19 protein-coding genes and 2 pseudogenes are annotated in these 24,883 nt (G+C 64.9%); 7 read left to right on the top strand and 14 right to left on the bottom strand.

The genetic code is table 11. From position 1 onward, the window contains the following. Nucleotides 1-90 precede the first annotated feature (90 nt). Together H156_RS17605 and H156_RS16340 are read left to right on the top strand one after the other, a co-directional pair. A pseudogene (locus H156_RS17605) lies at nt 91-1,162 on the top strand (ISAs1 family transposase); the annotation flags it as partial. A 528-nt stretch (nt 1,163-1,690) separates the two neighbouring features. After that, a pseudogene (locus tag H156_RS16340) lies at nt 1,691-2,639 on the top strand (IS481 family transposase). Nucleotides 2,640-2,654: 15 nt separating this feature from the next. Here H156_RS16340 and H156_RS0115080 read toward each other — a convergent pair. Together H156_RS0115080 and H156_RS0115085 are read right to left on the bottom strand one after the other, a co-directional pair. Further along, complete coding sequence (locus H156_RS0115080) at nt 2,655-3,089, bottom strand: DUF29 domain-containing protein (RefSeq protein WP_017365000.1); 435 nt, start codon at nt 3,087-3,089, stop codon at nt 2,655-2,657. Next, nucleotides 3,086-3,394, bottom strand: a complete 309-nt coding sequence (locus H156_RS0115085) for a site-specific integrase (RefSeq protein WP_010959927.1) — start codon at nt 3,392-3,394, stop codon at nt 3,086-3,088. Before H156_RS0115085 ends, H156_RS0115080 begins: the two co-directional genes overlap by 4 nt. A gap of 561 nt (nt 3,395-3,955) precedes the next feature. Here H156_RS0115085 and H156_RS0115095 point away from each other — a divergent pair. The 4 genes from H156_RS0115095 (at nt 3,956) to H156_RS0115110 (ending at nt 7,216) form a co-directional block, all read left to right on the top strand. Continuing rightward, nucleotides 3,956-4,408, top strand: a complete 453-nt coding sequence (locus H156_RS0115095) for a CBS domain-containing protein (protein ID WP_017365002.1) — start codon at nt 3,956-3,958, stop codon at nt 4,406-4,408. A gap of 28 nt (nt 4,409-4,436) precedes the next feature. Continuing rightward, entirely contained in the window at nt 4,437-4,997 is a 561-nt protein-coding gene (locus H156_RS0115100) for a methylated-DNA--[protein]-cysteine S-methyltransferase (protein WP_017365003.1), read from the top strand. 316 nt (nt 4,998-5,313) lie between these two features. Beyond that, nucleotides 5,314-6,816 carry a protein adenylyltransferase SelO gene (locus H156_RS0115105; RefSeq protein ID WP_238536837.1) on the top strand — a complete coding sequence of 501 codons (1,503 nt, stop codon included), beginning with the start codon at nt 5,314-5,316 and terminating at the stop codon, nt 6,814-6,816. 85 nt (nt 6,817-6,901) lie between these two features. Beyond that, on the top strand, nt 6,902-7,216 hold the full coding sequence (locus tag H156_RS0115110; RefSeq protein ID WP_010959931.1) for a Rieske (2Fe-2S) protein: 315 nt from the start codon (nt 6,902-6,904) through the stop codon (nt 7,214-7,216). A 189-nt stretch (nt 7,217-7,405) separates the two neighbouring features. Here H156_RS0115110 and H156_RS0115115 read toward each other — a convergent pair whose 3' ends face one another. The 9 genes from H156_RS0115115 to H156_RS0115155 all read right to left on the bottom strand — a co-directional run bounded on the left by H156_RS0115115 (nt 7,406) and on the right by H156_RS0115155 (nt 20,206). Further along, nucleotides 7,406-8,962, bottom strand: coding sequence for an alginate export family protein (locus tag H156_RS0115115; protein WP_017365005.1), 1,557 nt, complete (start codon nt 8,960-8,962; stop codon nt 7,406-7,408). A gap of 289 nt (nt 8,963-9,251) precedes the next feature. After that, nucleotides 9,252-9,617: a hypothetical protein gene (locus H156_RS16495; RefSeq protein ID WP_017365006.1), complete on the bottom strand. Its 366-nt coding sequence runs from the start codon at nt 9,615-9,617 to the stop codon at nt 9,252-9,254. 151 nt (nt 9,618-9,768) lie between these two features. After that, nucleotides 9,769-10,344 (bottom strand): ANTAR domain-containing response regulator, encoded by a 576-nt coding sequence (locus H156_RS0115125; protein ID WP_010959933.1) that lies wholly within the window; start codon nt 10,342-10,344, stop codon nt 9,769-9,771. Beyond that, the gene (locus H156_RS0115130; RefSeq protein ID WP_017365007.1) at nt 10,341-11,639 is read right to left on the bottom strand and encodes a CmpA/NrtA family ABC transporter substrate-binding protein; all 1,299 of its coding nucleotides are present in this window, start codon (nt 11,637-11,639) and stop codon (nt 10,341-10,343) included. The genes H156_RS0115125 and H156_RS0115130 overlap by 4 nt, the downstream gene beginning before the upstream one ends. 39 nt (nt 11,640-11,678) lie before the next feature. Further along, nucleotides 11,679-14,318, bottom strand: a complete 2,640-nt coding sequence (locus H156_RS0115135) for a nitrate reductase (RefSeq protein ID WP_017365008.1) — start codon at nt 14,316-14,318, stop codon at nt 11,679-11,681. Nucleotide 14,319: 1 nt separating this feature from the next. Next, nucleotides 14,320-14,649 carry a nitrite reductase small subunit NirD gene (gene nirD, locus H156_RS0115140; RefSeq protein WP_036246724.1) on the bottom strand — a complete coding sequence of 110 codons (330 nt, stop codon included), beginning with the start codon at nt 14,647-14,649 and terminating at the stop codon, nt 14,320-14,322. Between the two features lie 10 nt (nt 14,650-14,659). Next, entirely contained in the window at nt 14,660-17,122 is a 2,463-nt protein-coding gene (gene nirB / locus H156_RS0115145) for a nitrite reductase large subunit NirB (protein WP_017365010.1), read from the bottom strand. Beyond that, on the bottom strand, nt 17,119-18,906 hold the full coding sequence (locus H156_RS0115150; protein ID WP_017365011.1) for a bifunctional protein-serine/threonine kinase/phosphatase: 1,788 nt from the start codon (nt 18,904-18,906) through the stop codon (nt 17,119-17,121). Before H156_RS0115150 ends, nirB begins: the two co-directional genes overlap by 4 nt. 25 nt (nt 18,907-18,931) lie before the next feature. Beyond that, nucleotides 18,932-20,206, bottom strand: a complete 1,275-nt coding sequence (locus H156_RS0115155; protein ID WP_017365012.1) for an MFS transporter — start codon at nt 20,204-20,206, stop codon at nt 18,932-18,934. Nucleotides 20,207-20,562: 356 nt separating this feature from the next. Between H156_RS0115155 and H156_RS0115160 the strand changes: the two genes are divergently transcribed. After that, on the top strand, nt 20,563-21,051 hold the full coding sequence (locus tag H156_RS0115160) for a hypothetical protein (protein ID WP_017365013.1): 489 nt from the start codon (nt 20,563-20,565) through the stop codon (nt 21,049-21,051). Nucleotides 21,052-21,124: 73 nt separating this feature from the next. Here H156_RS0115160 and thrC read toward each other — a convergent pair whose 3' ends face one another. The 3 genes from thrC to alaC form a co-directional block, all read right to left on the bottom strand. Then, the gene (thrC, locus tag H156_RS0115165; RefSeq protein WP_017365014.1) at nt 21,125-22,267 is read right to left on the bottom strand and encodes a threonine synthase; all 1,143 of its coding nucleotides are present in this window, start codon (nt 22,265-22,267) and stop codon (nt 21,125-21,127) included. A 70-nt stretch (nt 22,268-22,337) separates the two neighbouring features. After that, on the bottom strand, nt 22,338-23,648 hold the full coding sequence (locus H156_RS0115170) for a homoserine dehydrogenase (RefSeq protein WP_010959942.1): 1,311 nt from the start codon (nt 23,646-23,648) through the stop codon (nt 22,338-22,340). Between the two features lie 34 nt (nt 23,649-23,682). After that, the gene (alaC, locus tag H156_RS0115175; RefSeq protein ID WP_010959943.1) at nt 23,683-24,867 is read right to left on the bottom strand and encodes an alanine transaminase; all 1,185 of its coding nucleotides are present in this window, start codon (nt 24,865-24,867) and stop codon (nt 23,683-23,685) included. Between the last annotated feature and the right edge of the window lie 16 nt (nt 24,868-24,883).

Genomic DNA, 24,883 nt, shown 5'->3' on the forward strand with positions numbered 1-24,883 from the left:
CAGGGCTGTTCAATGCTGAAAAATTGATGTAAGAAGTCAAGATTTTCAAAGAGGTTCCCGTTGTCCGCCCTGAAACAGGGCCTGCTGGCCATTCCGGATCATCGCCGTGCCCAGGGGCGGCTGTTCGACCTGCCCCATATGCTGCTGTTCAGCATCTTGGCGATCATGAGCGGCGCGACGTCCTACCGGCGCATTCATCAGTTCCTGCACACCCATCAGGCGGCTTTGAACGCGGCCTTCGGTTGCCGGTGGCGCCGCACGCCGGCTTACAGTTCGATCCGCTATGCCTTGCAGGGCTTGGACGTGCAAGCCCTGGCGCCGCATTTTCGCGCCCATGCCGCGCGCTTGGCCGAAGGGGCGGCGGTGATCGCGCTCGACGGCAAGACCTTGCGCGGCAGCCTGGACCGTTTCGAGGACCGCAAGGCCGCCCAGGTGCTCAGCGCCTTCGCCACCGAAGAGCGGATCGTGCTGGGCCAGACCCTGATCGAGGAGGCGGACAAGGACCATGAAATCCAGGCGGCCCAGCGCCTCATCGAAACCTTGGGGCTGAGCGGGCGGCTCTATACGCTCAATGCCCTCCACCTTCAAAAAAACGGTTGAAACCGTGCTCGCCACCGGCAATCACCTCCTGGTGCAGCTCAAAGGCAATCATCCCAAGCTGCTGGCCGCGGTGCGGACGCTATGCCAGAGCCAACCTCACGCCGAACAGCACTACACCGTCGACCTGGGCCGGCGCAACCGCATCGAACAGCGCACCGTGCGCCTGTGGCCGCTCCCGCCGGGCAGCGGCACCGACCCCTGGCATGACCACTCCCAGACCGTGATCGAGGGGCAGCGCCAGATCGAAGTTTTCAATCCCTACCACCGCCGCTTCGAGCCCCGCCAGGAATCCCCTGCTTATTACTTGGCGACCTGCACCGCCTCGGCGGCCACTTTAGCTCAGGTCATCCGCGGCCATTGGGCCATCGAAAACCGCCTTCATCATGTGCTCGATGTCTCCCTCGGCGAGGACTCCAGCCGCATCCGCCGAAATCCCGGCGTCTTTGCCCTGCTGCGCCACTTCGCCTTGAACCTCTTGCGACATAATGGACAAGCCAACATCCGCTCCGCCCTTTACGACAACGCCATCTGCCTCCACCGGCTCTTGGCCTATGACGGTATTTAGCGTTGAACAACCCTGACAGCGTATAAACGCTCGTTTATTGACACACTAATGGTCAAGGCTGTTCCCCCGCAGTTGGGGCATGGGGTGCGCACGGTTTGCTGCGTTATTTCGACTGGTCTAATCGTACCACATTCGGAACAAATTACTGAGTTCACGAGAGGCTCTTTTAGGAAAACTCTACGTCCGTTTTATGGCGGTCTCAGACCGAAGTTTGTTTCTACAGGGCTTGTAGGTCGGGTGGGGCATGAAACCGCCCCTTTATTCTAGGTTACGGCTTTTCCCATGGGACCCATGACAATCCCGGTGCAGTTATTTGCACGGTTGCCAGTTCGGGTGCTGCTTTCCGCTTGGCTGAGGTATTACGCTCGTTAAGGAACCTCTGAAAAAACCCTGGTGGTAAGCTAATTGTCAGGTCCCGTGTGATTATTTGCCGAGGAGGAGTTATCCTCTTTTCGAGGCCCGGAGTCTTCTCCGGGAGGTTTTGGGTCAACCCGGTCAGGCTCGTCACCATGCAGATTCGCCTTCATTAAGAATGCCCGCACCACGCCCGCCGTAAGGCAAGCGATTCGAGCCTCCGACCTGAGCGAGCGCGCCTTGGCCCAAAAGCATGGCATCAGCCGTACGACCGCCCGTAAATGGAAACGCCGCGATTCGGTCGAAGATGCCTCGCACCGCCTCCATACCACACCACGCTGACGCCGGCCCAGGAAGCCATCGTGGTCTATTTTGCGGAAGTCCCTGCGGGCCGCCTTTGGATGATCTCCTGGCGGTGACGCGGGAGTTTCTCAATTCCGCGGTGTCCCGTTCCGGGCTGGACCGCTGCTTGCGCCGCCACGGGGTGGCGTCCCTCGAGGCCCTGCTCCCGCCGGCGGAGAAGGCCCCGGTTAAACCTTTCAAGGCCTATGAACCCGGCTTTGTCCAGGTGGACGTGAAGTATCTGCCGGCCATCGCCAGTGAGCCGCGCCGCTACCTGTTTGTCGCCATCGACCGCGCCACCCGGTGGGTGTATGTCGCTCTTAAGCCCAACCGCACAGCCCAAAGCGCCAAGGCTTTCCTTAAAGCGGCGATTGAGGCGGCCCCCTTCCGTATCCAGAAGTGCCTGACCGACAACGGGTCGGAGTTCACCGATCGCTTCCTGACCCGAACCCGGCAGCCTTCGGGCACGCATGACTTCGACCGCCTCTGCGCCGAACAGGCCATCGAACACCGCCTGATTCCGCCCCGAAGGCCCCAAACCAACGGCATGGTCGAGCGTTTCAACGGCCGCATCGAGGAGGTCCTGCAAACCCATCGCTTCGACTCCACGGCCGATCTGGAAACCACTTTGCACTGCTACGTCGCTCTCTACAATCAGCATATCCCCCAGCGGGCCTTGGGTCATATCACTCCCGTTCAAGCGCTCAAAAACTGGCATACATCCCATCCCCATCTCTTTCGCAAAAAGGTTTATAAACAGGCGGGACTTGACACCTAGGGCACCGATGCCCAGTCACTCCGGCCAGTAATCCATACTCATGGTCTGGTCTACGCTGAAAGGCGGATCAGCCGGAAAGGCGTGTTCGTCAAGGCCGGTTTCGTTGGCTGCCAGTAGCCGGGCCTTGGCGTAGGCCTTGCCGAATATCGCTCCCAGCTCCGGACGCAGGCCGGGGTTGTCGTCCAGCACGTCCGCCACGTCGCCCCGTTGAATCTGGATCGTCCGCCGCCAGCTATTGCCGCGCCGGTCGGGTTGGTGGGCCCATTTCAGCAGGTGCGCCAGCAGAACGGTTAGCCGGTTTACCAGTTCGCGCCGCTCGCGTGCTCCCATCGCTTCAAGCTCCTCGATCAAATGCTCCGTGTCCAGTTCGGCAAGCCGCCCTTCCCGCAGTAATCCGGCTTGGGTGTGGGTCCAAGTGTAGAAGTCTTCATCGTGCAGTCGTGCGTTCATGCCTTTGCCTTCTTCTTGAGTGGGACAATCTGCGCCCCCGCCTTGACGCCCCCGGCGGCGTCTATGTCTTGCCGGCGCATTTCTTGAACGTTTGAGCGCCGTGCCCCGATCAGTATCGCAAGAAGGAAGAAGTCCGCAAGCGGCGAATCGGCTACGGCTGCAAAGAACTGCGGCGACTCGGCAGGCTCTGGGAACCGCTCCCGGCTCTGGATCAATTTGCACTTGAGTGCAACTGCCGGATTGGGCCGGTCGGTGATGCCTTCCTGGTTGGCACGGTTGAACACCGCGGGCACGAGGGCTTTCACCCTGTTGCCCTTACGGATGAGGCGGCCTCTGATCTTGCAACCCTTTCATGGACGAGGGGCCGGTCCAGGAAGTACGAACCGCCCGGATTCGCCCGTACCTGCCGGCCAGTTTCACCGGCTTCGCGGTCGCGGGTGTCGCCGGTCGGAGTCGGCAGGCATGGCAGCTCCGGCGGCTGCTGGCACCTGGGCAGGCGGATTGATCGCTTCGGTCAGATCAGACAGGGAATCCTGGATGACTTGCGACAGGTCATGACCGTTGCCTGCGGTATTGCCGGGTGTGGTTGAAGGGTCATTTGCCGCATCGTCGACGGGCGATGCGCTTCGTCCCGCCGACCGGCCGATGATGTAAGTTGCTGTTCTGACTGAGTCCATATCGTACCTTCGGTTGTCTGTCCGGGTGTCCGGCATGACGGCGTCGATGCAGGATGCGTGCCGAATTTTTCCGAATCCGACGGTTGCCCCTCCGGATGGGAATCGCCGACAATCGGTTTCGGAAAGGAGCGGTTGCCTCCTCTTTATTTTTCAGGCAGTTTCACAACGGCGACTCAGCGAGGAGCAAGCATGTCCATCGGTCAGTTTTGTATTCGGGACACCGTCATCGTCGACAAGGACGATACGATCGTGGAGGCAGCCAAGGTGATGCGCGCGCATCATGTCGGCAGCGTGGTGGTGGTGGAAGAGGCGGAGGGCGGTTGCAAACCCCTCGGCATCCTGACCGACCGGGATCTGGTGGTCGAGATTCTGGCGGAGGAAGTCGCCCCCGATGCCGTGACGGTCGGCGACGTGATGAGTTTCGAACTCGTCACGGCGCGGGAACAGGACGGCTTGTGGGAGACCCTGCAACGCATGCGCGCCCATGGCGTGCGGCGCATTCCCGTGGTCGACGAGCGGGGGCTGCTGGTGGGGATCATCAGCGCCGACGATTATCTCGAGATCCTTGCCGGCGAACTGGGGGAACTGGCCAGGCTGCTGGCGCGGGAAAAGGGAAGGGAGGAGCAGGCGCGCAGCGCTTGAGAGAGCCGTCTGCACTAAACGAAACAGCATGCCTGACCTCGGGTTGACAGACGCAGAGTCCCTGGGCCATTGCCTGTTCGATACCGGTTTCGGTGTCTGCGGGATCGCTTGGCGCGCGTTCGAGGGAAAGGACGAGGCGCCGGTGGTCACCCTGTTCCTGCTTCCCGAGGCGACGGCGGCAGGAACCGCTGCGGCGATGGCCCGGCGGTGCGGGGGATCGCCGACGGTGCCGCCGCCGGCGATCGCGGAGGTGATCGAGAAAGTCCGGCGGCACTTCCGGGGTGATCTCCAGGACTTCAGCAGGGTTCGGGTGGAACCGGACGGCGCGGGTCCGTTCGCCAGGGCCGTCTACTCGGCCGCACGGGACGTACCCGCCGGTCAGGTCCGCACTTATGGCGAACTGGCCCGCGCCTTGAATCGGCCTGCCGCGGCCCGTGCGGTCGGCCAGGCGCTCGGACGCAACCCCGTTCCCCTCATCATTCCCTGCCACCGGATTCTGGGGGCAGGCGGGAAACTGGGCGGATTTTCCGCGCATGGCGGCGTCGCCACCAAGGTACGGATGCTGCGGCTCGAAGGCGTCGCCGTGTGAGCACGGAGGATCCGGCCGGCTGTACGGGATCGGCCTTTTGTCCGGTTCGAGACAAGCCCGCCTTCCGATTTCCTCGTTAAATCAATGACTCATCGTTCGCGCTTGTTGGCGTGCGAATTGCTTCGGATGAGGAACTCTTTTCATCTTTGCTCCGGAAGCGAATAGACGATGAGCATGGCTGCAACCGCTCGGGACGCCTGCCCCGAGTTCCACCGGGCGCCGGTCACCGCTCCCGATGCGTACCATGATCGCCCCGCCTGGGCGGTGGGCGCGGTATTTTCTGGCGGCGCCGGGGATTGAACGTATGTCCACGGCGATGCCAGGAGCCTTCTCCCCGCCGCGCGGTCTGGCCGATCTGCCGCTTTGTCCCGTCTATTCGCGGCTTGGAAGACCCTTTCACCAACCGGTCGCGGCCACGTCCCTGCCGGAGCCGAGGATGGTGCACTTCAATGCCGCGCTGGCCGGTGAACTGGGTTTCGGCCCGGAGGCGGGGCCGCAGCTCCTCGAAATCCTGGCCGGCAACCGCCCCTGGCCGGGATACGCATCGTCGGCTTCGGTCTACGCCGGCCATCAGTTCGGCGCTTGGGTGCCGCAGTTGGGCGACGGCCGCGCCTTGCTGATCGCGGAAGTGCGCACGCCAGCCCGGGAGCGGGTGGAACTGCAGCTCAAGGGTGCGGGGCCGACGCCCTATTCGCGCGGGCTGGACGGTCGCGCCGTGCTGCGTTCGTCGATCCGGGAATACCTGGCATCGGAGTCCATGCACGCCTTGGGGGTGCCGACCACCCGCTGTCTGAGCCTGGTGGCGTCGCCGCAACCGGTAGTGCGGGAAACCGTGGAGAGCGCCGCCGTGGTCTGCCGTGCCGCCGCCAGTTTCGTGCGCTTCGGCCAGTTCGAATACTTCGCCGGGCGGGGACAGACGGAACCGATGGCCAGGCTGGCGGACCACGTGATCGCCGAGCACTTCCCGCATCTGCAAGGCCACCCGGAACGCCATGCCGCCTGGCTGGGCGAGGTGATCGAACGCACCGCCCGCCTCATCGCGCAATGGCAGTTGCTGGGCTTCTGCCATGGGGTGATGAACACCGACAACTTCTCGGTGCTCGGTCTCACTCTGGATTACGGCCCGTTCGGTTTCATGGACCGGTTCCGCTGGTACCACGTGTGCAACCATTCCGATTATGAGGGGCGCTATGCCTACCGTGCCCAGCCCGAGGTCGGCCGCTGGAACTGCGAGCGCCTGCTGCAGGCAGTGTCGCCGTTGTTGGCGGACGCTCCGGGCCGAGCGGCGGAAATCGGTCAGGATCTGCTACGGCGCTACGCGTCCGTCTATCACCGCGCGGTGATGCGCGGTTGGGCCGACAAGCTGGGGCTCAGGGAGGTCCGCGAAACCGATGCCGGACTGATCGACGAGTTTCTGGGGCTGCTGCAAAGAGGCCGGGGCGATTTCACCCGCAGCTTCCGGCTGCTCGGCCGGATCCATGCCGACAGCGACGCGCCCGCCAGGGGGGTACGGGAGGCGTTCGCCGACATCAATGCCTTCGACGCCTGGGTCGCCGACTACAGGACCCGGCTGCGCAGCGAGCAGAATGTCGACGACGAAGCGCGGGCAGGGCGGATGAACCGGGTGAATCCGAAATACGTACTGCGCAATCATCTGGCGCAGATCGCCATCGACAAAGCGATGCTGGGAGACTATTCGGAGGTCGCGAGGCTGGCCGAGCTGCTGCGCCGCCCGTACGACGAGCAGCCCGACATGGAAGCCTACGCCGCCGAGCCGCCGGACTACATGCGCAACATCGAGGTGAGTTGTTCCTCGTGAGACCGGGCAGCGCAGGCCAGGCATCGCTGCTGGACGTCGGCTCGTCCTGGATTTCTGACCAACCCCTGGCAAAAAGGAAACACGCATGGCTTTCGAAGACGTCTGCAAACAAAGCCTGCTCGGCGAAGGCGAACTGGTGCCCTTGACCGTGGGCAAGAAGGAAATCGTCATTCTGTGGCCAGACGGCGGGGAGCCGAAGGCTTACGACGCCCGCTGCCCCCACGAGGGGGTGTCGCTGGGGCGCGGGGATTTCAATGGCCGGATTCTTTATTGCATCGCCCACGGCTGGGTTTTCGACGGCCGCAGCGGCCGGTGCCTGCAGCCGACCGGCTGGTGTATGCAGGAATATCCGATGCGGATCGAGAACGGCATGGTGCAGGTGGACGTGTCGGGCGCCTGAGCCACAACCGCACGCTCCTGCACCGGCGGGCATTCGCCCGAACCGTGGGAACCGGGCATGCGGCGGTCGCCCGGCTCGGCGCAACAGGGTGCAGCAGGACGGGCAGGCATCGGGTCGGCATGGTTTTCCGTCTGGCAAAGCGCGGCGTGGGCGGGTCGGGACGGATTCCAGAGCCATTGGTGCCGATGCTCAGAACGAGACGATGGCCTCCAGAAAACCGTAGTTGCCCTGCTTGCCGTCGTACTGGTTGTTGATGATGCTCTGGCCGAAGGCATGGCCGTAAAACAGGTTGAAGGCCAGATGGTCGATCGGCTTTATGTTGATCATCATGTGGGTGAGATAGGCCAGGTTGCTGGCACCGCCCGTCGGCGTGCCGACGTAGCCGAACACGGTGTCGTTGGTCGCGCCCGAGCCCGAATACACGAAGTCCTGGGGGGCATTGACCCGCAATGCGTGGAAGTCCAGCCGCAGGCTGAGCTTGGGGTCGGGGGTCAGCATGCCCTGCACGAAGACGTCCTGGTTGTTCATCATGTTGTAGAACGGGAACTGGGCATACAGCCAGGCCGTGGGCAGCATCTGGAAGAAGGTGCCGTGGGTGTCGTCGTTCGGGTTGTCGTCGCCCGAGCCGCTGTTGATGCCCGCCCGCAGCCAGGGAGCCGCCCATACTTCCTTGAACTGGTAGCCGGCTTCGACGCCGAAGGCCCAGGCACGCTGATTCTGGCCCTGCCAGTTGCCGACCTGGCCGAAGGCATAGACCGTCCCGTCCGCCACGCCGGGGCCGATTTCCTCGACATGCGCCAGGTGGCCGCCGATGGTGTGGATCGCCGAGCCTCGGCCCACCGCTTTTTCGCGTGCCGCGAGGGGGCGGTTGTCGACGAACAGGATGTTCCGGTCGTCCGAGTAGTAGTACCAGGACAGGCGTCCGATGGTGTTGCCGACGTTTTCCGAATCCCGGAGGCTGAGACTCGCGCCCGCCACATTGACCTTGCCAATGGTCGGCATGCCGTTGGACTCGAAGCCGCCGAAGGTGGGCATGAAGCCGAAACCGACCGCCTCCAGGTCATCCGTCAGATAGCCGATGCTGCCGCCGTCGAAGCTGCGGCCGGCGTGGGTGTACTCGAACGGGCCGATCAGGCGCTGGGCGATGCGATAGTCCTGGATCCAGCGCAGGTTCTTGTGGCGGGCGGGCCCCTGCTGGCCGTCGTAGAACAGTTGGCGGCCGCCGTTGAGATACAGGCCGTCGACGCCGAACATATCCTTCAGCCGCAGCCAGCCCTGCCGCAGGAAGGCGCCGTTCTGGGTGCTCAACGGCGTGCTGGCATAGTAGGCGGCGCCGATGCCGACGCCGTTGGTCGGCAGGCCGCCGATGTAGGTGTCCTGGAACTGGGCGAAGGCCTCGAACGGTTGGCCGGTCATCCGCAGGCCCAGCTGGAACTTGTTGCCTACGAAACTGTAGTTGTAATCCTTGGGGAGTGGTTTTCCCTTGACCAAGGGATTGCCGAACCAGTCGGCGAATTCGCCACGGGCACGGTCGAATGCTTCCAGAGTGATCTTGGTGTCCGCCGGCCCGGCCCATTCGGTGGGCGAGGCGCTGGGAGGCTCGGTCTGTCTGTCCGCTCCCCAGGTGGCCTGGGACAAAGCCAGCAGGGTACTGAACAGGGCGGTGCCGACGCTCTTGGACCGGCGGTCGATGGCGCCGGAAGATACGGGCGATGCCGTGGTCTGGTTCGAATTCGTCTGAGCCATTTTCGTGTCCCCCGGAATACTTTGCTTTACGTTCGCACAAAATCCGCACAAAAAAAGGCGTCCGCCGTTCCCGGAACGTTCCGGAAACCGCGAGACGCCTTTGTCTCAAAAGTCCGCGCCGCCGCTGGCGCGGGATACCGCTTTATCCAGTCATCGCCCAAGCACTATCGATGCCAATGGAGTCGAATAGATACAACCATCTGTTTCCAATGGGGTGAGAGTGGCAGGGGTGAATCGCCGTGCGCGACTGGAGCACGATATCGGGGCGTCGTGCCGCAATTTGTGGCGGTCACCGTCCGCCGGACTGGGAACGGTCGATCGGCGGTGCCGGTTCGGCGCGGGTGGAAGCGCGGAGAGGCATCTGCGCTAGGGGGTCGGCAAGATGGGTGAGGAACCATTCCAGCAGCCGGATGAGGCTTGCCACGGCGCCAACGGCCCCGATTATCCAGAGGGGCTGGCGATGGATGGCTTGTGTCGATCGCACTTCCACCTCGCGGATTTCCAGTCGGGTCTTTCCGATCTCGAGACGAAGCGTCGCTTCGACTTCCTCGATCTCCTTCTGCAGCCGCAATCCGGTGTCACGCACCCGACCGGCGGTCGCCACGTCCTTCGACGGGGGATGGCGGTCCTCCAGATGCTCGAAGGCTTCGGCCATCAGTCTGGCGCGTCTTGTCCTCGCCCGCCCCGGTCGGTTGTTCGCAGAGTCCTGGCGCCACGCTCAGGGTCGCGCCTGGGGATTCGAAAACCGCAGTCTATCATGGGGCGGTTCCGGAGCCGGCTGCCGGATACACGAACGCTCGTACGTGTCAGAGAAATTCTTCCAGCGCCAGCAGCATGCGGGCGACGTCGACGATACGCTGGTTCCTGGCCATCGCGGTCTTGCGCAGCGACTGATAGGCCTCGTCTTCACTGAGGCCGCGGTGCTTCATGAGCAGGCCCTTGGCTTTCTCCACCAGCTTGCGGTCGGCGAGCCGGGCGCGGGTGTCTTCGAGTTCGCGTCGCAGCACCTGGAATTCGCTGAAGCGGGCCATGGCGACCTCGACGATGGGCAGTATCCGATCGCGGCTCAGTCCGTCGACGACGTAGGCGCTGACGCCCGCCCGTACCGCCTGGCGGATGTATTCGCTGTCGCGGTTGTTGGAAAACAGCACGATGGGTTTGGGGTTGTCCCGGCTGACCTCGCGCATCTGTTCCAGGGTATCGCGGCCCGGGGCTTCCATGTCGATGATCACCATATCCGGTTTGTATTCGCGCACCGCGACCGCCAGGTTCTCCTCGTTTCGCAGGCGGGCCACGACGCGGTAGCCGGCTTCGGCCAGCGCCTCCTGCAGCACGGCGCCGCGCTCGTCGTCCTCGTCGACCAGCATGATGCGCAGGCTCACGGCGGATTCCCTTCCCTGCGGAGATCGTCGAGCCTCACCCTCAGGCGGTGAAGTCCGAAGCCGGCGAGATAGGCGATGGGATCGGCCGGGTCGAAGGCGATTCCGTCGCAGAACAGGTCCGGTCCCATGACCAGGAACGAGGTGCCGGTATCCAGGGTCCAGGGCGCGGCATGGATGCCCTCGCGCTTGTAATCTCCGGACGGGCAGGGCAGACCCAGGGCCGTCGCGGCCTCCCGGTAGAGGTCGGGGCGATACACCCGTGCCGCAACCGCGTGCAGGTCGAGGGGTTCGGCGATCTGCCCCCAGCGCAGCATCTGGGTCAAGAACCACAGGGCGTGGGAACGCCAGGGGAAGGTCGCGGCATAGCGGTGAAACACGTTGAAGTCGGGGAGGGATACGGCCGGCTCGCCCGCCGCATATTGAAACGAACCCGTCATCGACATCTGGAGGATCTCCGCCGGCACGCCGACATAGTCGGGATTCGCGAGGAGGGCGGCGGCTTCCGGCCGGTTTTCGGGCCGATCGAGCCATTGCGCGGCTTCCAGCAGGGCCATGAGGAGGGCTCGCAAGGTATTGGGATGGTGTTCGGCCCAGTCCTGGTTGACGCCCAGCACTTTTTCGGGACTGTTGTTCCAGATTTCATGACCGGTGATCAGTACACGGCCGATCCCCTGGGCCACGGCATGGGCATTCCAGGGTTCACCCGCGCAGTAGCCGGAAATCTCCCCCGCCGCCAGGCAACGTGGCATCTGCGGCGGCGGAATGACCGTCATGCCGACGTGGCGGTCGGGATCCACCCCGGCGCACGCCAGCCAATGACGCAGCAGGTAGTTGTGCGAGGAGAAGGGGAATACCGTGGCGAACCGCAGGACCTCGCCGTCCCTGTCCAGCAAACGCCGGAGGCAGCGGGCCGAAACCGGCCGCTGGGCAGGCTCGACACCGGCCACGGCCGTGAGCCGCCGGTACAGGGCGTTGGACACCGTCACGGCGTTCCCGTTCAGATCCAGCGACATCGGCGCAATGGTAGCCTTCCGTACCCCCCCCAGGCCGAGGGTAGTGGCGATCGGCATCGGCGCGAGCATGTGGGCGCCGTCCAGCAGGCCGGTCGCGACCTTGTCGCGGATGGCCGCCCAGGACGGCTGGCGCGACAGTGTGACGTCCAGGCCGTGTCGCCGGAAGTAACCTTTTTCCAGGGCGATGACCAGCGGAGCGCAGTCCGTGAGAGGAATGAAACCCAGTGTCAGCCGGGGTTTCTCGATACCGTTGCCGACGGCGGTTTCCTGGGCGTTGTCCATACGATTCGATCGAAGCGGAGTCTGCGGATATCCTGCCCGTCAGTGCTGCGCTTCCGCAAGGAGTGCGTGGATTTCCGGCAGGCAGGAACCGCAATTGGTTCCGGCTTTCAAGCTCGTTCCGACCTGTTCAGCGGTGGTCAGGGTCTCTGACGCGATGGTCCGGCGCAGGGTGTTTTCCCCTACGGCGAAACAGGCGCAGACGATCCTGCCCCGATCGTCATCGGCCGAAAGCGGCCGTCCCGCCAGCAGACCGGCGCGCGCCGTCTCGGACAGCGCGTCCTGGCCGAACAGGCTCACGAGCCAGTCGCGCGGCGGCAGTTCATGGCTGGGGCTCACGAACAAGGCGAACTCGATCCGCCCCTGCACGATCCAGGCGCAGCGGTAGCGGCCGGCGCGCGGGTCGGCGAATTCCAGCCAGTCGTCCCAGCCATCGCCTTCCGGGCCGAGCCGTTCCCGCGCCCAGCGCTGCCAGTCTTCCGAGAGGACTTCGCCGGCCAGCTCGTGGCGCCAGCAGTGGCGGGCGGGAATCACCACCCGGTAGGCCGCGTCCGGGAATTCGATCCGCCGCCGGGCGATGGCGAATCCGTACCATCGGGGCCGGTAGGGCATGACCCTTACCGGTGTGTGCTTGAACTCGGGTTCGCCGGAAACGGGGTCGACCGCCGGATTCACCAGGGCGTTGACCAAGCCCTGCCGGCTGTTGCTCTCGCTCCAATGCATGGGGGTGAACACCGTACCCGGCTGCTGGCCGGCGCTGAACCGGACCCGCACCAGGGCGCTGCCGTAGCGGCTTTCCAGCCGGGCCAGGGCGCCGTCGGTGAGTTCCAGCCGGCTGCCGTCGATGGGGTGGACCTCGGCGAAAGGCTCGGGCAGGTGTCCGGTGAGGCGCGGGGTCTTGCCGGTCCGGGTCATGGTATGCCATTGGTCGCGAATGCGGCCGGTGTTGAGGATCAGGGGATAACCGGCATCGGGTGCATGGGCCGGGGCCTGCGGCCGGACGGCGACGAAGGTGAGCCGGCCGTCGAAGCTGAGCCGCGGCGTGCCTTGCGGATTCCCGGCGTCGACCGGCCACTGGGTCGGCGCCAGCTCGTCGTATGCGGTTTGCAGCCCGGACAGGTCGAAGCGGCGTTTTTCGGCGCCGGCGATCCTGGAGAGAGCGATGTGTTCGGCAAAAATGTCGGCGGCGCTCCGGTAGTCGAATGCGGCGCCGAAACCCATGCGTCTGGCCACCTCGGCGATGATCCACCAGTCCGGCCGCGCCTCGCCGGGGGCATCGAGAAAGGCGCGCTGGCGTGAGATGCGCCGTTCCGAATTGGTGACCGTACCGTCTTTCTCGCCCCAGGCCAGCGCCGGCAGCTGGACATGGGCAAAGCGGGACAGATCGGTGTCGCGTTCGCAGTCGGACACCACGACGAAGGGACAGGCGCTCAAGGCGCGGCGTACGGCATGGACATCTGGAAGGCTGACCGCCGGGTTGGTGGCCATGATCCAGACCGCGCGTATCCTGCCTTCGCCGATGGCCCGGAACAGATCGACGGCCAGGTAGCCGGGCCGGTCGGCGATGCGCGGGGATCGCCAGAATTCCTGTACTTGCCGGCGGTGGCGGGGGTCGTCGAGGTCGAGATGGGCGGCGAGCTGGTTGGCCAGTCCGCCGACCTCGCGGCCGCCCATGGCGTTGGGCTGGCCGGTCAGCGAGAAGGGGCCGGCCCCCGGCTTGCCAATGCGACCGGTGGCGAGATGCACGTTGAGGATGGCGTTGACCTTGTCGGTGCCTTGGGTCGACTGGTTGACGCCCTGCGACCACAGGGTCACCGTCCGTTCGTTCGCAGCGAACAGCCGGTAGAACTGCGCCACCTCGCTCTCCGCAAGCCCGCAGCCGGCGGCGACGGACGGAACGGTGGGCGCGGTTTCCTTCGCCATGTTCAAGGCTGCGGCATAGCCTTCGGTATGCCGTTCGATGAATTCGAAGTCGAGGCAGTCGTTGTGCCGCAGATAGTGCAGCAGCCCGTTGAACAGCAGCACGTCGGTGCCCGGCCGGATGGGGAGGTGGAGGTCGGCCGCTTCCGCGGTCGCCGTTCGGCGCGGGTCGATGCAGACGATGCGGCGTTTCGGGTCGGCGCGCCGCGCCGCCAGGATGCGCTGGAACAACACGGGATGACACCAGGCCGTGTTCGAGCCGACCAGCACCACCAGATCGGCCAGTTCCAGGTCCTCATAGCAGCCCGGCACCAGGTCCTCGCCGAAGGCGCGCTTGTGGCCCGCGACGGTGGAGGACATGCACAGCCGGGAGTTGGTGTCGATGTTGGCCGAGCCGATGAAGCCCTTCATCAGTTTGTTGGCGACGTAGTAGTCTTCGGTCAGCAACTGGCCGGACACGTAGAACGCGACCGAATCGGGGCCGTACCGCTCGAGGGTTTCGCGGAACCGGCCGGCGACCGTGTCCAGGGCTTCGTCCCAGCCCGTCCGGATGCCGCCGATTTCGGGATGGAGCAGGCGGGTGCCGAGCGACAGGGTCTCCCCCAGGGCCGAACCTTTCGAACACAAGCGGCCGAAGTTGGACGGGTGGTCCGGGTCACCCTGGATTTTCACACCCGCATCCGTGACCGTGGCCAGCACGCCGCAGCCTACGCCGCAGTAGGGACAGGTGGTGTGGACGGTCCGCCGGAACTGGGGGCTCATGTCAGGGTCCCACCAGTGAATCCGGGAGGGCGATGGCCACCATGCCATTCTCGAGACGGGTTTCGAAACGGCGGACGCAGCCTTCATCCGGTGCGACCGCCTGGCCGGAATCCAGCTCGATCACCCAGTTGTGCAAGGGGCAGGCGACGCGCGCGCCGTGCACGATGCCCTGGGACAGCGGTCCACCCTTGTGCGGACAGCGGTCGAGCAGGGCGAAGACCCGGTCGTCGAGGGTGCGGAAGACGGCAATGGCGCCTTCCGGCGTCGCGACGACGCGGGCGCCCTGGCGGGGAATCTCTTCCAGGCGGGCGATTGGAGTCCACGGGGTCATGGCGCTTTCCTCAGGCGATGCAGGCATGGTTGTTCCGCTCCCGGAGTGTCAGAGGCTCGAACTCGTGTCTTTCCGCCCCCTGCGCGCGCTCGGCCCAGGGATCGATCTGCGCTTTCCGCTGCGATTCCAGGAAGCGGGCGCGCAGCGCCTCGCGGCCTTCGGCGTCGTCGACGATGCGGCTGTGCACGTACGGCAATCCCACCCTTTCGATCCAGTGCGCGGTGCGTTCCAGGTAGCGGGCTTCTTCCCGGTACAGTTGCAGGTAGGCCGCGGCGTATTCCATGACCTCCTCATCCGTCTGTACCTTGCACAGGAAATCGGTCGCCCGCACTTTCACGCCGCCGTTGCCGCCGACATGCAGTTCCCAGCCGGAGTCGACCGCCACCACTCCGAAATCCTTGATCGTGGCCTCGGCGCAGTTGCGGGGACAGCCGGACACCGCCATCTTGACCTTGGCCGGCGTCCAGGAGCCCCAGGTCATCTTCTCCAGCTCGATGCCCAGGGTGGTCGAATCCTGTGTGCCGAAGCGGCACCATTCCTTGCCGACGCAGGTCTTCACCGTCCGCAGCGACTTGCCGTAGGCATGGCCGGACACCAGGCCATGCTTGCCCAGCTCCGCCCAAATGGCCGGCAGGCGTGCCTTGGGCACACCCAGCAGGTCGATGCGCTGGCCGCCGGTGATCTTGACGCAGGGGACCCGGAATTTCTCGGCCACGTCGGCGATGGCCCGCAGTTCGCGCGGATTGGTCACGCCGCCCCAGATCCGGGGAACCACGGAGTAGGTGCCATCCTTCTGGATGTTGGCATGGACCCGTTCGTTGATGAAGCGGGATTGCGGGTCGTCCCGGTATTCGCCCGGCCATTGGCACAGCAGGTAGTAATTGAGCGCCGGGCGGCAGGTGTGGCAGCCGTCTGGTGTTCGCCAGCCCAGCGCACCCATGAGTTGCGGGATGGTTTTGGGACCATGGGTACGCACGGCTTCCCGCACCTCCTCGTGGGTGAGATCCGTGCATCTGCACAAGGGCTTTTTGGCGGGACTGACCGAGTAATCGCTGCCCAGGGTGCTCTGCAGGAGCTGTTCGACCAGGCCGGTGCAGGAACCGCAAGAGGCCGAGGCCTTGGTATGGGCGCGCACTTCGTCCAACGTGAACAGTTTCTTCTGGATTATGGCATCGACGATGGTCTTTTTGCAGACGCCGTTGCAGCCGCAGACCTCGGCGTCCTCCGCCAGCCGGGCGGCATGGCTTTCGGCGCCATGGCCGGAATCGCCCACGTGGGCCTGGCCGAACAGGATGTGTTCGCGGAACGCGGAGATGTCGGTACCGTCGCGCATCATCTGGAAATACCAGGCACCGTCCACGGTGTCGCCGTACAGCACCGCGCCGGCGACTTTGTTGTCGCGGACCACCAGTTTCTTGTAGACGCCGCGCGAAGGGTCCTGGAACAGCAGTTCCTCGAAACCGGGTCCGCCCTGGTATTCCCCGGCGGAGAAGAGGTCGATGCCGGTCACTTTGAGCTTGGTCGAGGTGACCGATCCTCGATAGCGGGCGATGCCGAATTCGGCCAGATGGTTGGCGCAGACCTTGGCCTGTTCGAACAGCGGCGCGACCAGGCCGAACAGTTCACCGCGGTGCTGCACGCATTCACCGACCGCATAGACCTGGGGATCGAAGGTCTGCATCGTGTCGCTGACCAGGATGCCGCGCTCGCAATGGATGCCGGCGGCTTTGGCCAGTTCTATGTTGGGACGGATGCCCACTGCCATGACCACCAGATCGGCGGGGATTTCCGAGCCGTCCTTGAAGCGGACGGCGCGGACCCGGCCTTCGCCCAGCAAGGCCTCGGTCTGGGCTTCCAGCTTGAAGCTGAGGCCGCTGTTTTCCAGGGCCCGTTGCAGCAGGGCCGCTGCCGGTTTGTCGAGCTGCCGCTCCATCAGGGTGTCGAGCAGGTGCACCACGGTGACGTTCATGCCGCGCTTCTTGAGGCCGTTGGCGGCTTCCAGTCCCAGCAGCCCGCCGCCGATGACCACGGCATGGCGGTGCTTTTCCGAGGCTTCCAGCATCCGCTCGACGTCGCGGATGTCGCGGAAGCCGACCACGCCTTCCAGGTCCCTGCCCGGCACCGGCAGGATGAAGGGCATCGAGCCGGTCGCCAGCAGCAGGCGATCATAGCCCGCTACGGTTCCGTCTTCGGTGCGGACGCGGCGGCGGCCCCGGTCGATGGCGACGACTGTCTTGCCCTTGTGCAAAGTGATGCCGTGTCCGGCATACCAGTCCTCGTCGTTGAGGATGATGTCGTCCAGCTTCTTTTCGCCGGCAAGGACCGGCGAGAGCAGGATGCGGTTGTAGTTGGGATGGGGTTCGGCGCCGAACACGGTGATGTCGTACTTGCCGGGCGCCAGCTTCAGCAGCTCCTCCAGCGTGCGGACGCCGGCCATGCCGTTGCCGACGAGGACGAGTTTGGGCTTGCTCATCGCGAGTCTCCGTTATCGTGAATCAAGGGGTTGTTGCGGGATGCCGCTTCCGAAGGCGGGCGGCAGGACAGTGAGAGGCGCAGGCCGGCCATGGCCAGCAGGGCCAGCAGCAGCGCCGCGACGGCCTTCCAGAACTGCAGGGGATTGCGCTCATACAGCGGCAGGGGGCGGCGGGGGGGACGCCTGCCGCCACCTTTTTCCAGCCCGGCTTCCAGCTCGTAAGCCAGTTCGACGGCATCGGCCGGGCGCTGCGCCGGATCGGCCGCGATGGCACGGGCCAGCACCGCGTCCAGCCAGGCCGGGAGGTCCGGGCGGTGGGCGGTCAACGGTCTGGGGCTGCCGAAACGGGGTGTGCTGAAGGGTTCGACCTCGCCATAGGGGTAGGCGCCGCCGGCGAACGTCCGGTAGAGGGTCACGCCGAGCGCGAACACGTCGGTGGCGATGCTGCCGCGTTCGCCCTGGAACATTTCCGGCGCCATGTAGCTGGGGGTGCCCGGGATGGGGTCGGCCTGATCCTCGTCCCAGGCCGGCAGCCGGGCGATGCCGAGGTCCAGCAGCTTGAGGCCGCCTTCCGGGTCCAGCAGGACGTTGTCCGGCTTGATGTCGCGGTGGACGATCTGCTGGCGGTGCAGCGCATGCACCGCCTTGCACAGCTTCAAGGCGAGATCGATCCCGGCTTCCAGGCCGATGCGTGGCCGGCGCGCCAGCTCGTGCTCCAGGGAGGCGCCGGGATAGAAAGGCATGACCGAATAGAGCCGGCTCTGGCGTCCGGGAGTCTGTTCGAGGATCTCGCCGACCCAGGGGCTTTTCACCCGGGCGCCGATCCAGGCTTCGCGCACGAAGGCGTCGTAGTATTCCCGTTCGCTGGCGACCCGGGGATGCGGAAACTTCACCACCACCGGCTTGTCCTGGCCCAGAGTGTCGGCAGCGAGGAACAGCGCGCTGTAGCGCCCCGAGGACAGCAGGCGCTCCAGCCTGAAACCGTCCACCTCGTCGCCCACCTCCGGCAGATCCAGCAGCGGCAGGGATTCGATGGCGAGGCGCAGCGACTGCTTGTCCGCGGGCGGCAGGGCGATGACGTCCACCACCAGGGCGGTGATGTTGTCCTGGCTGCCCTGCTCGAATGCCAGGCGCGCCAGCGCCTCGGCCGTGGTTTCGGGGGTGGCCCGCTCCTGCAGGATCTCCCTGATCTGTTCCTGTTGGAGGCTGCCGTGCAGGCCGTCGCTGCACAGCAGAAAGCGGTCGTGCGGCTCCAGCGGGTACACGCTGTAATCGATCCGGAGGCCGGGATCGAGTCCGACCGCGCGGTACAGCACATGATCCAGCCCCGGTCCGCTCAGGGTGTGATCCGAGGTCAGCAGCTCGGGTTCGTCGCCGCGCAGGCGGTAAATCCGGGAATCGCCCACATGCACCAGATAGGCGCGGCGGCCGCGGAAGATCAATCCGCTGAAAGTCGTGCCCATGTGTGCCAGCTCGGGATCGAGCCGGCCCATGGCGTGCACCCAGCGGTTGGCCGAGCCCAGGCAACGGTCCAGCAACTGTTGCATGCCCAAGGTTTCGGACAGGCCGTAGTAGGCTTCCATGAAACTGCGCACCGACACTTCCGCGGCGACCCGGCCGCCGCGGGCACCGCCGATGCCGTCGGCCACGGCCGCCACGAAGCCGCGCGCAGCGGCATCCCGCGGCGATGGTTCGGCGATGGCGGCAAAGTCCTGGTTGTCTTCGCGCCGCCCTTGCAGGGTGACGACGGCGGCGCGGAGGACGGGTTGGCCGGAAACGCTCATGGCGCTGTCGGGATCCGGCCCGCGGTCAGACCCGCGCCCCGGAGACCGCGCCCCAGGTCGTGCGCCAGCGTTTCCTCACCAGCATCAGCCCGCCCAGGCCGAGCAGCGGAAGGACGGCGAATACGCTGAATCCGAGTGCGAAGCCGTGCTGTATTTCCCATGACAGGCCGAGGGTTTTCGCCAGGAAGAAGCCGCCCACGCCGCCGGCGCAGCCGACCAGGCCGGTGACCACCCCGATTTCCTTGCGGAAGCGCAGCGGCACCAGTTGGAACACCGAGCCGTTGCCCATTCCCAGCGCCAGGGTACCGGCGAAGAAGACGGCGACCGCTCCCCAGCCTTGTGCCGGCAGTTCCCCCAAGCCCCAGCCGGCCACCTTGGCGGTGCCCAGCGCTTCAGGTGCCGGGCCTTCGGGCATGAACGAGATCGCCAGGTAAGCCAGCGACACCACCACGAACAGGATCTGGAGGGCGCGGATGCCGCCGATGCGGTCGGCGAGATAGCCACCGACCGGACGGAACATCGAGCCGGCGAACACCACGATGGCGACCATCATGCCGGCCGCGATGCCGGAGACGTGATACCAGTGGGTGAAGTACAGCGGCAGGGCGTTGCCGAGACCGACGAAGCCTCCGAAGGTGATGGAGTAGAAGAACATGAACCACCAGGCGTCCGGGTCTTTCATGACCGCGGCATAGTTCGCCAGGGTGACCGGCGTCCGCTTGTCCGGGGCATCCTTCACCAGCACCGCGTAGACGGTCAGGACGATCACCAAGGGAATGAGCAGGAAGCCGAACACCGCCTGCCAGCCGAACTTCTCGGCCAGCCATGGCACGATCATGGAGTCGAGCACCACGCCCATGTTGCCGGCCCCGGCGATGCCCATCACCACCCCCTGGAACTTGGGCGGATACCAGCGGCTGGCCTGCGGCAGGGCCACGGCGAAGCTGGCGCCGGCCACGCCCAGCAGCAGGCCGAGCAGCTCCACTTCCAGCTTGGAGTGCAGACCGAACCCGAACACATAGGCGAGGCCCAGGATCACCAGCAGCTGGGCCAGGATGCCGGTCGGCTTGGGGCCGACATGGTCGGCCATGGAGCCCAGGATGATGCGGAACACCGCGCCGGAGAGGATGGGTATGGCGACGATGGTGAACTTCTCTTCGAGCGGCAGCGTCAGGTCCTTGGTGATATAGAGGGAAAGCGGTCCGAGCATCACCCAGACCATGAAGGACACGTCGAAATAGAGAAAGGCGGAGAGCAGGGTCGGCCAATGTCCGGCCTGCTTGAATTCTTTTAGGTTCATGACGGTTGCTCCGGGTTTTCGGCCTTGCGGTGCCGCATCGGGGTAAGTCTTGACGCAAAAAAAAGCGTCCGGGCTTCGCGGAGGGCATTCCGCAAAAGCCCAAGACGCCTTTGTCCTGGTGCCGCGCCGCCGTTGGCGCAGGTTTCAATACGAGTGAAGCACTACCTGTGCCATACGCAGGTATTTGCGCTTAACGTATTGATAAAATTGAACGAAGAGATCATGGGAAGAGGGATGGCGAGATGTTTTCGAATGATTCGGGCGCCATTGCGGAACACTGTGCCTCGAAATGAGGCAGAGGAAGGACGCTGCGGTCTTGGAGTAAGATCGGCTTTCCGGCTCGTAAGGAGGTTCGAATGAAAAGAATCGTGGCTTTATTGGCGCTCGGCCTGGTTCCGGCTGTTTCACGCGCCGCGCCCAGCCACTGCACCGCCGAGGAGAAAACGGTGTTCTCCTGCAGTGTGGGCGAGAAGACCGTGTCGGTTTGCGCCTCGAAGGAGCTGTCGCCGACGGCGGGTTCCATCCAGTACCGGTTCGGCCCGGAAGGCCATCCGGAAATCAGGCTGCCCGAGCCGGCCGCTCATCCGGCGGCTGCCGCCAAAGGCGCAACCCTGATGTATTCCGGGGGCGGTGGCGCCTTTCTGCGCTTCAGCAAGGGCCAGTACGACTATGTGGTCTATACCGGCAGCGGCAGAGGCTGGAAAAAGGATGGCGTCGTCGTCGACAAGGGCGGCAAGCTCATCGCGAATTTCCGCTGCAAGGGCGCACCCGTTTCCGAACTCGGTCCGGAGTTTTTTCAGGGATCCGGCGTGTCGGAGGATGAACGGGCGTTCGAAATTCCCTGAAGGACTGCCGCGAGACGCCGCTGGTCCGGCCCTTCGCGCTGGGCGTCGGTCGGGTCAGCAGCGTTTTGCCCATTCAGAGGGCGTCGAGAATGGCGCGCTTGACCGAGTCCAGCTCGGCTTCGATGGTGACGGGCTTCTGGGTGCACTGGGCGATGGCGGTATCGGGGTCCTTGAGGCCGTTGCCCGTCAAGGTCAGCACCACGGTGCTGCCTTCGGGGATCTTGCCGCTCCGGATGTCGCGCAGGGCGCCGGCCAGGGAAGTCGCCGAGGCCGGCTCGCAGAAGACGCCTTCGCGTTCGGTCAGCAGCTTCTGGGCGGCCAGGATCTCCTCGTCGCTGCATTCGTCGAACCAGCCGCCGGATTCGCGGCTGACCTGCCAGGCCTGCTCCCAGCTTTGCGGATGGCCGATGCGGATGGCGGTTGCCACCGTCTCCGGATGGTCCACCATGTGGCCGCGCAGGAACGGCGCCGAGCCGCTGGCCTGATAGCCGACCATCTTCGGCCGGCTGGTCGAGACCGGCCCGCCGCTCACGAAACGGCATTCGCCGCTGCAGAAGGCGCAGGCCTCGGTCACGCAGTCGCGCCCGCCGCAGGCGTATTCGCTGTAGCCGATCCAATGCGCCGTGATGTTGCCGGCGTTGCCGACCGGCAGGCAGTGGTAGTCCGGGGCCCGGCCGAGTTCGTCGACGATCTCGAAGGCCGCGGTCTTCTGGCCCTGCAGCCGGTAGGGATTGATCGAGTTGACGATGGTGACGGGCGCTTCCCCGGCCACTTCCTTGACCAGCCGCATGCCGTCGTCGAAATTGCCCTTGATCTGGATCACCACCGAACCGTACATCATGGCCTGGGCCAGCTTGCCCATGGCGATCTTGCCGTCCGGGATCAGTACGAAGGCGGTGATGCCGGCGCGGGCGGCATAGGCGGCAGCGGCGGCGCTGGTGTTGCCGGTGGATGCGCAGATGATGGCGCGGCTGCCTTCCTCGACCGCCCGGGTGACGGCCATGGTCATGCCACGGTCCTTGAACGAGCCGGTCGGGTTGAGCCCCTCGTACTTCACGTAGAGCTCGACGCGCCTGCCCAGCAGGCGGGGGATGTTTTCCAGACGGATCAACGGCGTGTCGCCTTCACCCAGACTGATGATGCGGGTCTCCGCACTGACCGGGAGGCGGTCTCGGTAGCGTTCGATGAGGCCGGTGTAGCGTGTCGTCATGGTCATGGTTTCTCAACGTGAAACAACGCGAAGCGTTTCTTTGTCCCCCTCTCCCGCGAGCGGGTCGGGGTGATCGTCAACCCAGCGTTTCGAGCCGGATGCGTTTGACCGCGCCCTTGATCGTCGGTAGCGCCTCGATTTCCCGCACGGCGGCGTTAAGTTCGCGCTCGGTGACCTTCTGCGTCAGCATGATCACTGGCAGATGGCTCTCGCCCTCCGGCATCTCCTTCTGCAGCACGGCTTCGATGCTGATGTGGTGGGCGGCGAGGATGCGGGTCACGTCGGCCAGCACCCCGGGCTTGTCCTCGGCAGAGAGCCGCAGGTAATAGGCGGTCTCGATCGCTTCGATCGGCAGGATCGGGATCTCGGAGATCGCGGCGGGCTGGAAGGCCAGGTGTGGCACCCGGTTTTCGGGATCGGAGGTCAGGGTGCGGACCACGTCGACGATATCGGCGACCACCGCGGAGGCGGTCGGTTCGGCCCCGGCGCCCGCGCCGTAGTGCAGGGTGGGCCCCACGGCGTCGCCCTTGATCAGTACGGCGTTCATCACACCGTTGACGTTGGCGATCAGCCGGCGCGCCGGAATCAAGGTGGGGTGGACCCGCAGTTCAATGCCCTTGGGGGTGCGGCGGGCGATCCCGAGCAGTTTGATGCGGTAACCCAGTGCCTCGGCGTATTTGACGTCGGCCGCGGTGATGCCGGTGATGCCCTCGATGTAGACCTTGCCGAACTGGAGCGGGATGCCGAAGGCGATCGATGCCAGGATGGTGAGCTTGTGGGCGGCGTCCACCCCCTCGATGTCGAAGGTCGGATCGGCTTCGGCGTAGCCCAGCCGCTGGGCTTCCTGCAGGACGTCGGCGAAGTCGCGGCCCTTTTCCCACATTTCGGTGAGGATGAAGTTGCTGGTGCCGTTGATGATGCCGGCCAGCCATTCGACCTTGTTGCCCGCCAGTCCCTCGCGGATGGTCTTGATGATGGGGATGCCCCCGGCCACGGCGGCTTCGAAGGCGACCATCAGGCCGCGTTCGCGGGCGGCGGCGAAGATTTCGTTGCCGTGCAGGGCGATCAGCATCTTGTTGGCGGTGACGACGTGCTTGCCGTTTGCCAGCGCCTTCATGACCAGATCCCGCGCCGGCGTCTCGCCGCCGATGGTCTCGACCACGATCTGGATGTCGGGGTCGGAGACGATCTCGTAGGGATCGTCGGTCAGGGCGATGCCGGTGGTGTCGCAGATGCGGGAGCGCGTCAGGTCGCGGGTCGAGGCGCGGCAGACCTGGATCTCGCGGCCGGCGCGGCGGGTGATTTCGTCGGCATTGCGCCGCAACACGTTGACCGTGCCGCCGCCGACCGTGCCGAGGCCGAGGATGCCGATTTTTACCGGGTTCAAGCTGCGTTCCTCAAGACTTGGGAAAAGGCAGGGATTATACGGCGTTGTCCTTGCGCATCATATCGCGGACGCCGCGGATGGCCTGGCGGGTGCGGTGCTCGTTTTCGATCAGTCCGAAGCGCACGTGGTCGTCGCCGAATTCGCCGAAGCCGATGCCGGGAGAAACCGCGACATGGGCGTCGAGCAGCATCTTCTTGGCGAATTCCAGCGAACCCAGGCTCTGGTACCGTTCGGGAATCCTGGCCCAGACGAACATGGTCCCCTTGGGTTTCTCTACCGGCCAGCCGATGTCGTTGAGGCCCTTGCACAGGACGTCGCGGCGGTTCTGGTACATCAGCCGGATGTTCTCCACACAGTCCTGCGGACCTTCCAGGGCCGTGATCGCGGCCACCTGGATCGGCGTGAAAGTACCGTAGTCCAGGTAGGACTTGATGCGTCCCAAGGCCGAGACCAGCTCGCGGTTGCCGCACATGAAGCCCACCCGCCAGCCGGGCATGTTATAGCTCTTGGACAGCGTGAAGAACTCCACGGCGATGTCCTCCGCACCCGGTACCTGCAGGATCGAAGGGGCGACATAGCCATCGAACACCAGATCGGCATATGCCAGGTCGTGCACCACCCAGATCTTGTACTCACGGGCGATTTCCACGACCTTCTCGAAAAATTCCAGATCCACGCATTGCGCCGTGGGATTGGCCGGGAAATTCAGGACCAGCATCTTGGGCTTGGGCCAGGAAGTCTTGATCGCCATTTCCAGTTCCGCAAAGAAATCGACGCCCGGCAACAGGGGGACGTGGCGGACGTCGGCGCCGGCCAGGACGAAGCCGTAAGGGTGGATCGGATAGGCCGGGTTCGGCACCAGTACGGCATCGCCCGGGCCCACTGTGGCGAGCGCCAGATGCGCCAGGCCTTCCTTCGAGCCGATCGTCACGATGGCCTGGGAGTCCGGGTCGAGTTCGACGCCGTAGCGGTTCAGGTACCAGTGGCAGATGGCGCGCCGCAGACGGGGAATGCCTTTGGATACCGAATAACGGTGGTTGGTGCCTTTACGCGAAGATTCGATCAGTTTGTCGACGATGTGCTGCGGCGTGGGCTGGTCCGGATTGCCCATGCCGAAATCAATGACGTCTTTGCCCTGCGCCCGTTCCTTCGCCTTGAGCTCGTTGACGATGTTGAAGACATAGGGGGGCAGGCGTTTGATACGCTGAAATTCTTCCATCCTGGGGCCTGGCTGG

The sequence above is a fragment of the Methylococcus capsulatus str. Texas = ATCC 19069 genome, from assembly GCF_000424685.1.
Lineage (GTDB): Bacteria > Pseudomonadota > Gammaproteobacteria > Methylococcales > Methylococcaceae > Methylococcus > Methylococcus capsulatus.

What these genes read in the sequence shown, in the direction of transcription:
- H156_RS0115130 (WP_017365007.1), bottom strand. Translation starts at nt 11,639, where the DNA reads ATGGACAACGCCCAGGAAACCGCCGTCGGCAACGGTATCGAGAAACCC.
- H156_RS0115160 (WP_017365013.1), top strand. Translation starts at nt 20,563, where the DNA reads ATGAAAAGAATCGTGGCTTTATTGGCGCTCGGCCTGGTTCCGGCTGTT.
- H156_RS0115150 (WP_017365011.1), bottom strand. Translation starts at nt 18,906, where the DNA reads ATGAGCGTTTCCGGCCAACCCGTCCTCCGCGCCGCCGTCGTCACCCTG.
- H156_RS0115155 (WP_017365012.1), bottom strand. Translation starts at nt 20,206, where the DNA reads ATGAACCTAAAAGAATTCAAGCAGGCCGGACATTGGCCGACCCTGCTC.
- thrC (WP_017365014.1), bottom strand. Translation starts at nt 22,267, where the DNA reads ATGACCATGACGACACGCTACACCGGCCTCATCGAACGCTACCGAGAC.
- H156_RS0115095 (WP_017365002.1), top strand. Translation starts at nt 3,956, where the DNA reads ATGTCCATCGGTCAGTTTTGTATTCGGGACACCGTCATCGTCGACAAG.
- H156_RS0115080 (WP_017365000.1), bottom strand. Translation starts at nt 3,089, where the DNA reads ATGAACGCACGACTGCACGATGAAGACTTCTACACTTGGACCCACACC.
- nirD (WP_036246724.1), bottom strand. Translation starts at nt 14,649, where the DNA reads ATGACCCCGTGGACTCCAATCGCCCGCCTGGAAGAGATTCCCCGCCAG.
- H156_RS0115135 (WP_017365008.1), bottom strand. Translation starts at nt 14,318, where the DNA reads ATGAGCCCCCAGTTCCGGCGGACCGTCCACACCACCTGTCCCTACTGC.
- H156_RS16495 (WP_017365006.1), bottom strand. Translation starts at nt 9,617, where the DNA reads ATGGCCGAAGCCTTCGAGCATCTGGAGGACCGCCATCCCCCGTCGAAG.
- nirB (WP_017365010.1), bottom strand. Translation starts at nt 17,122, where the DNA reads ATGAGCAAGCCCAAACTCGTCCTCGTCGGCAACGGCATGGCCGGCGTC.
- H156_RS0115100 (WP_017365003.1), top strand. Translation starts at nt 4,437, where the DNA reads ATGCCTGACCTCGGGTTGACAGACGCAGAGTCCCTGGGCCATTGCCTG.
- H156_RS0115110 (WP_010959931.1), top strand. Translation starts at nt 6,902, where the DNA reads ATGGCTTTCGAAGACGTCTGCAAACAAAGCCTGCTCGGCGAAGGCGAA.
- alaC (WP_010959943.1), bottom strand. Translation starts at nt 24,867, where the DNA reads ATGGAAGAATTTCAGCGTATCAAACGCCTGCCCCCCTATGTCTTCAAC.
- H156_RS0115115 (WP_017365005.1), bottom strand. Translation starts at nt 8,962, where the DNA reads ATGGCTCAGACGAATTCGAACCAGACCACGGCATCGCCCGTATCTTCC.
- H156_RS0115105 (WP_238536837.1), top strand. Translation starts at nt 5,314, where the DNA reads ATGCCAGGAGCCTTCTCCCCGCCGCGCGGTCTGGCCGATCTGCCGCTT.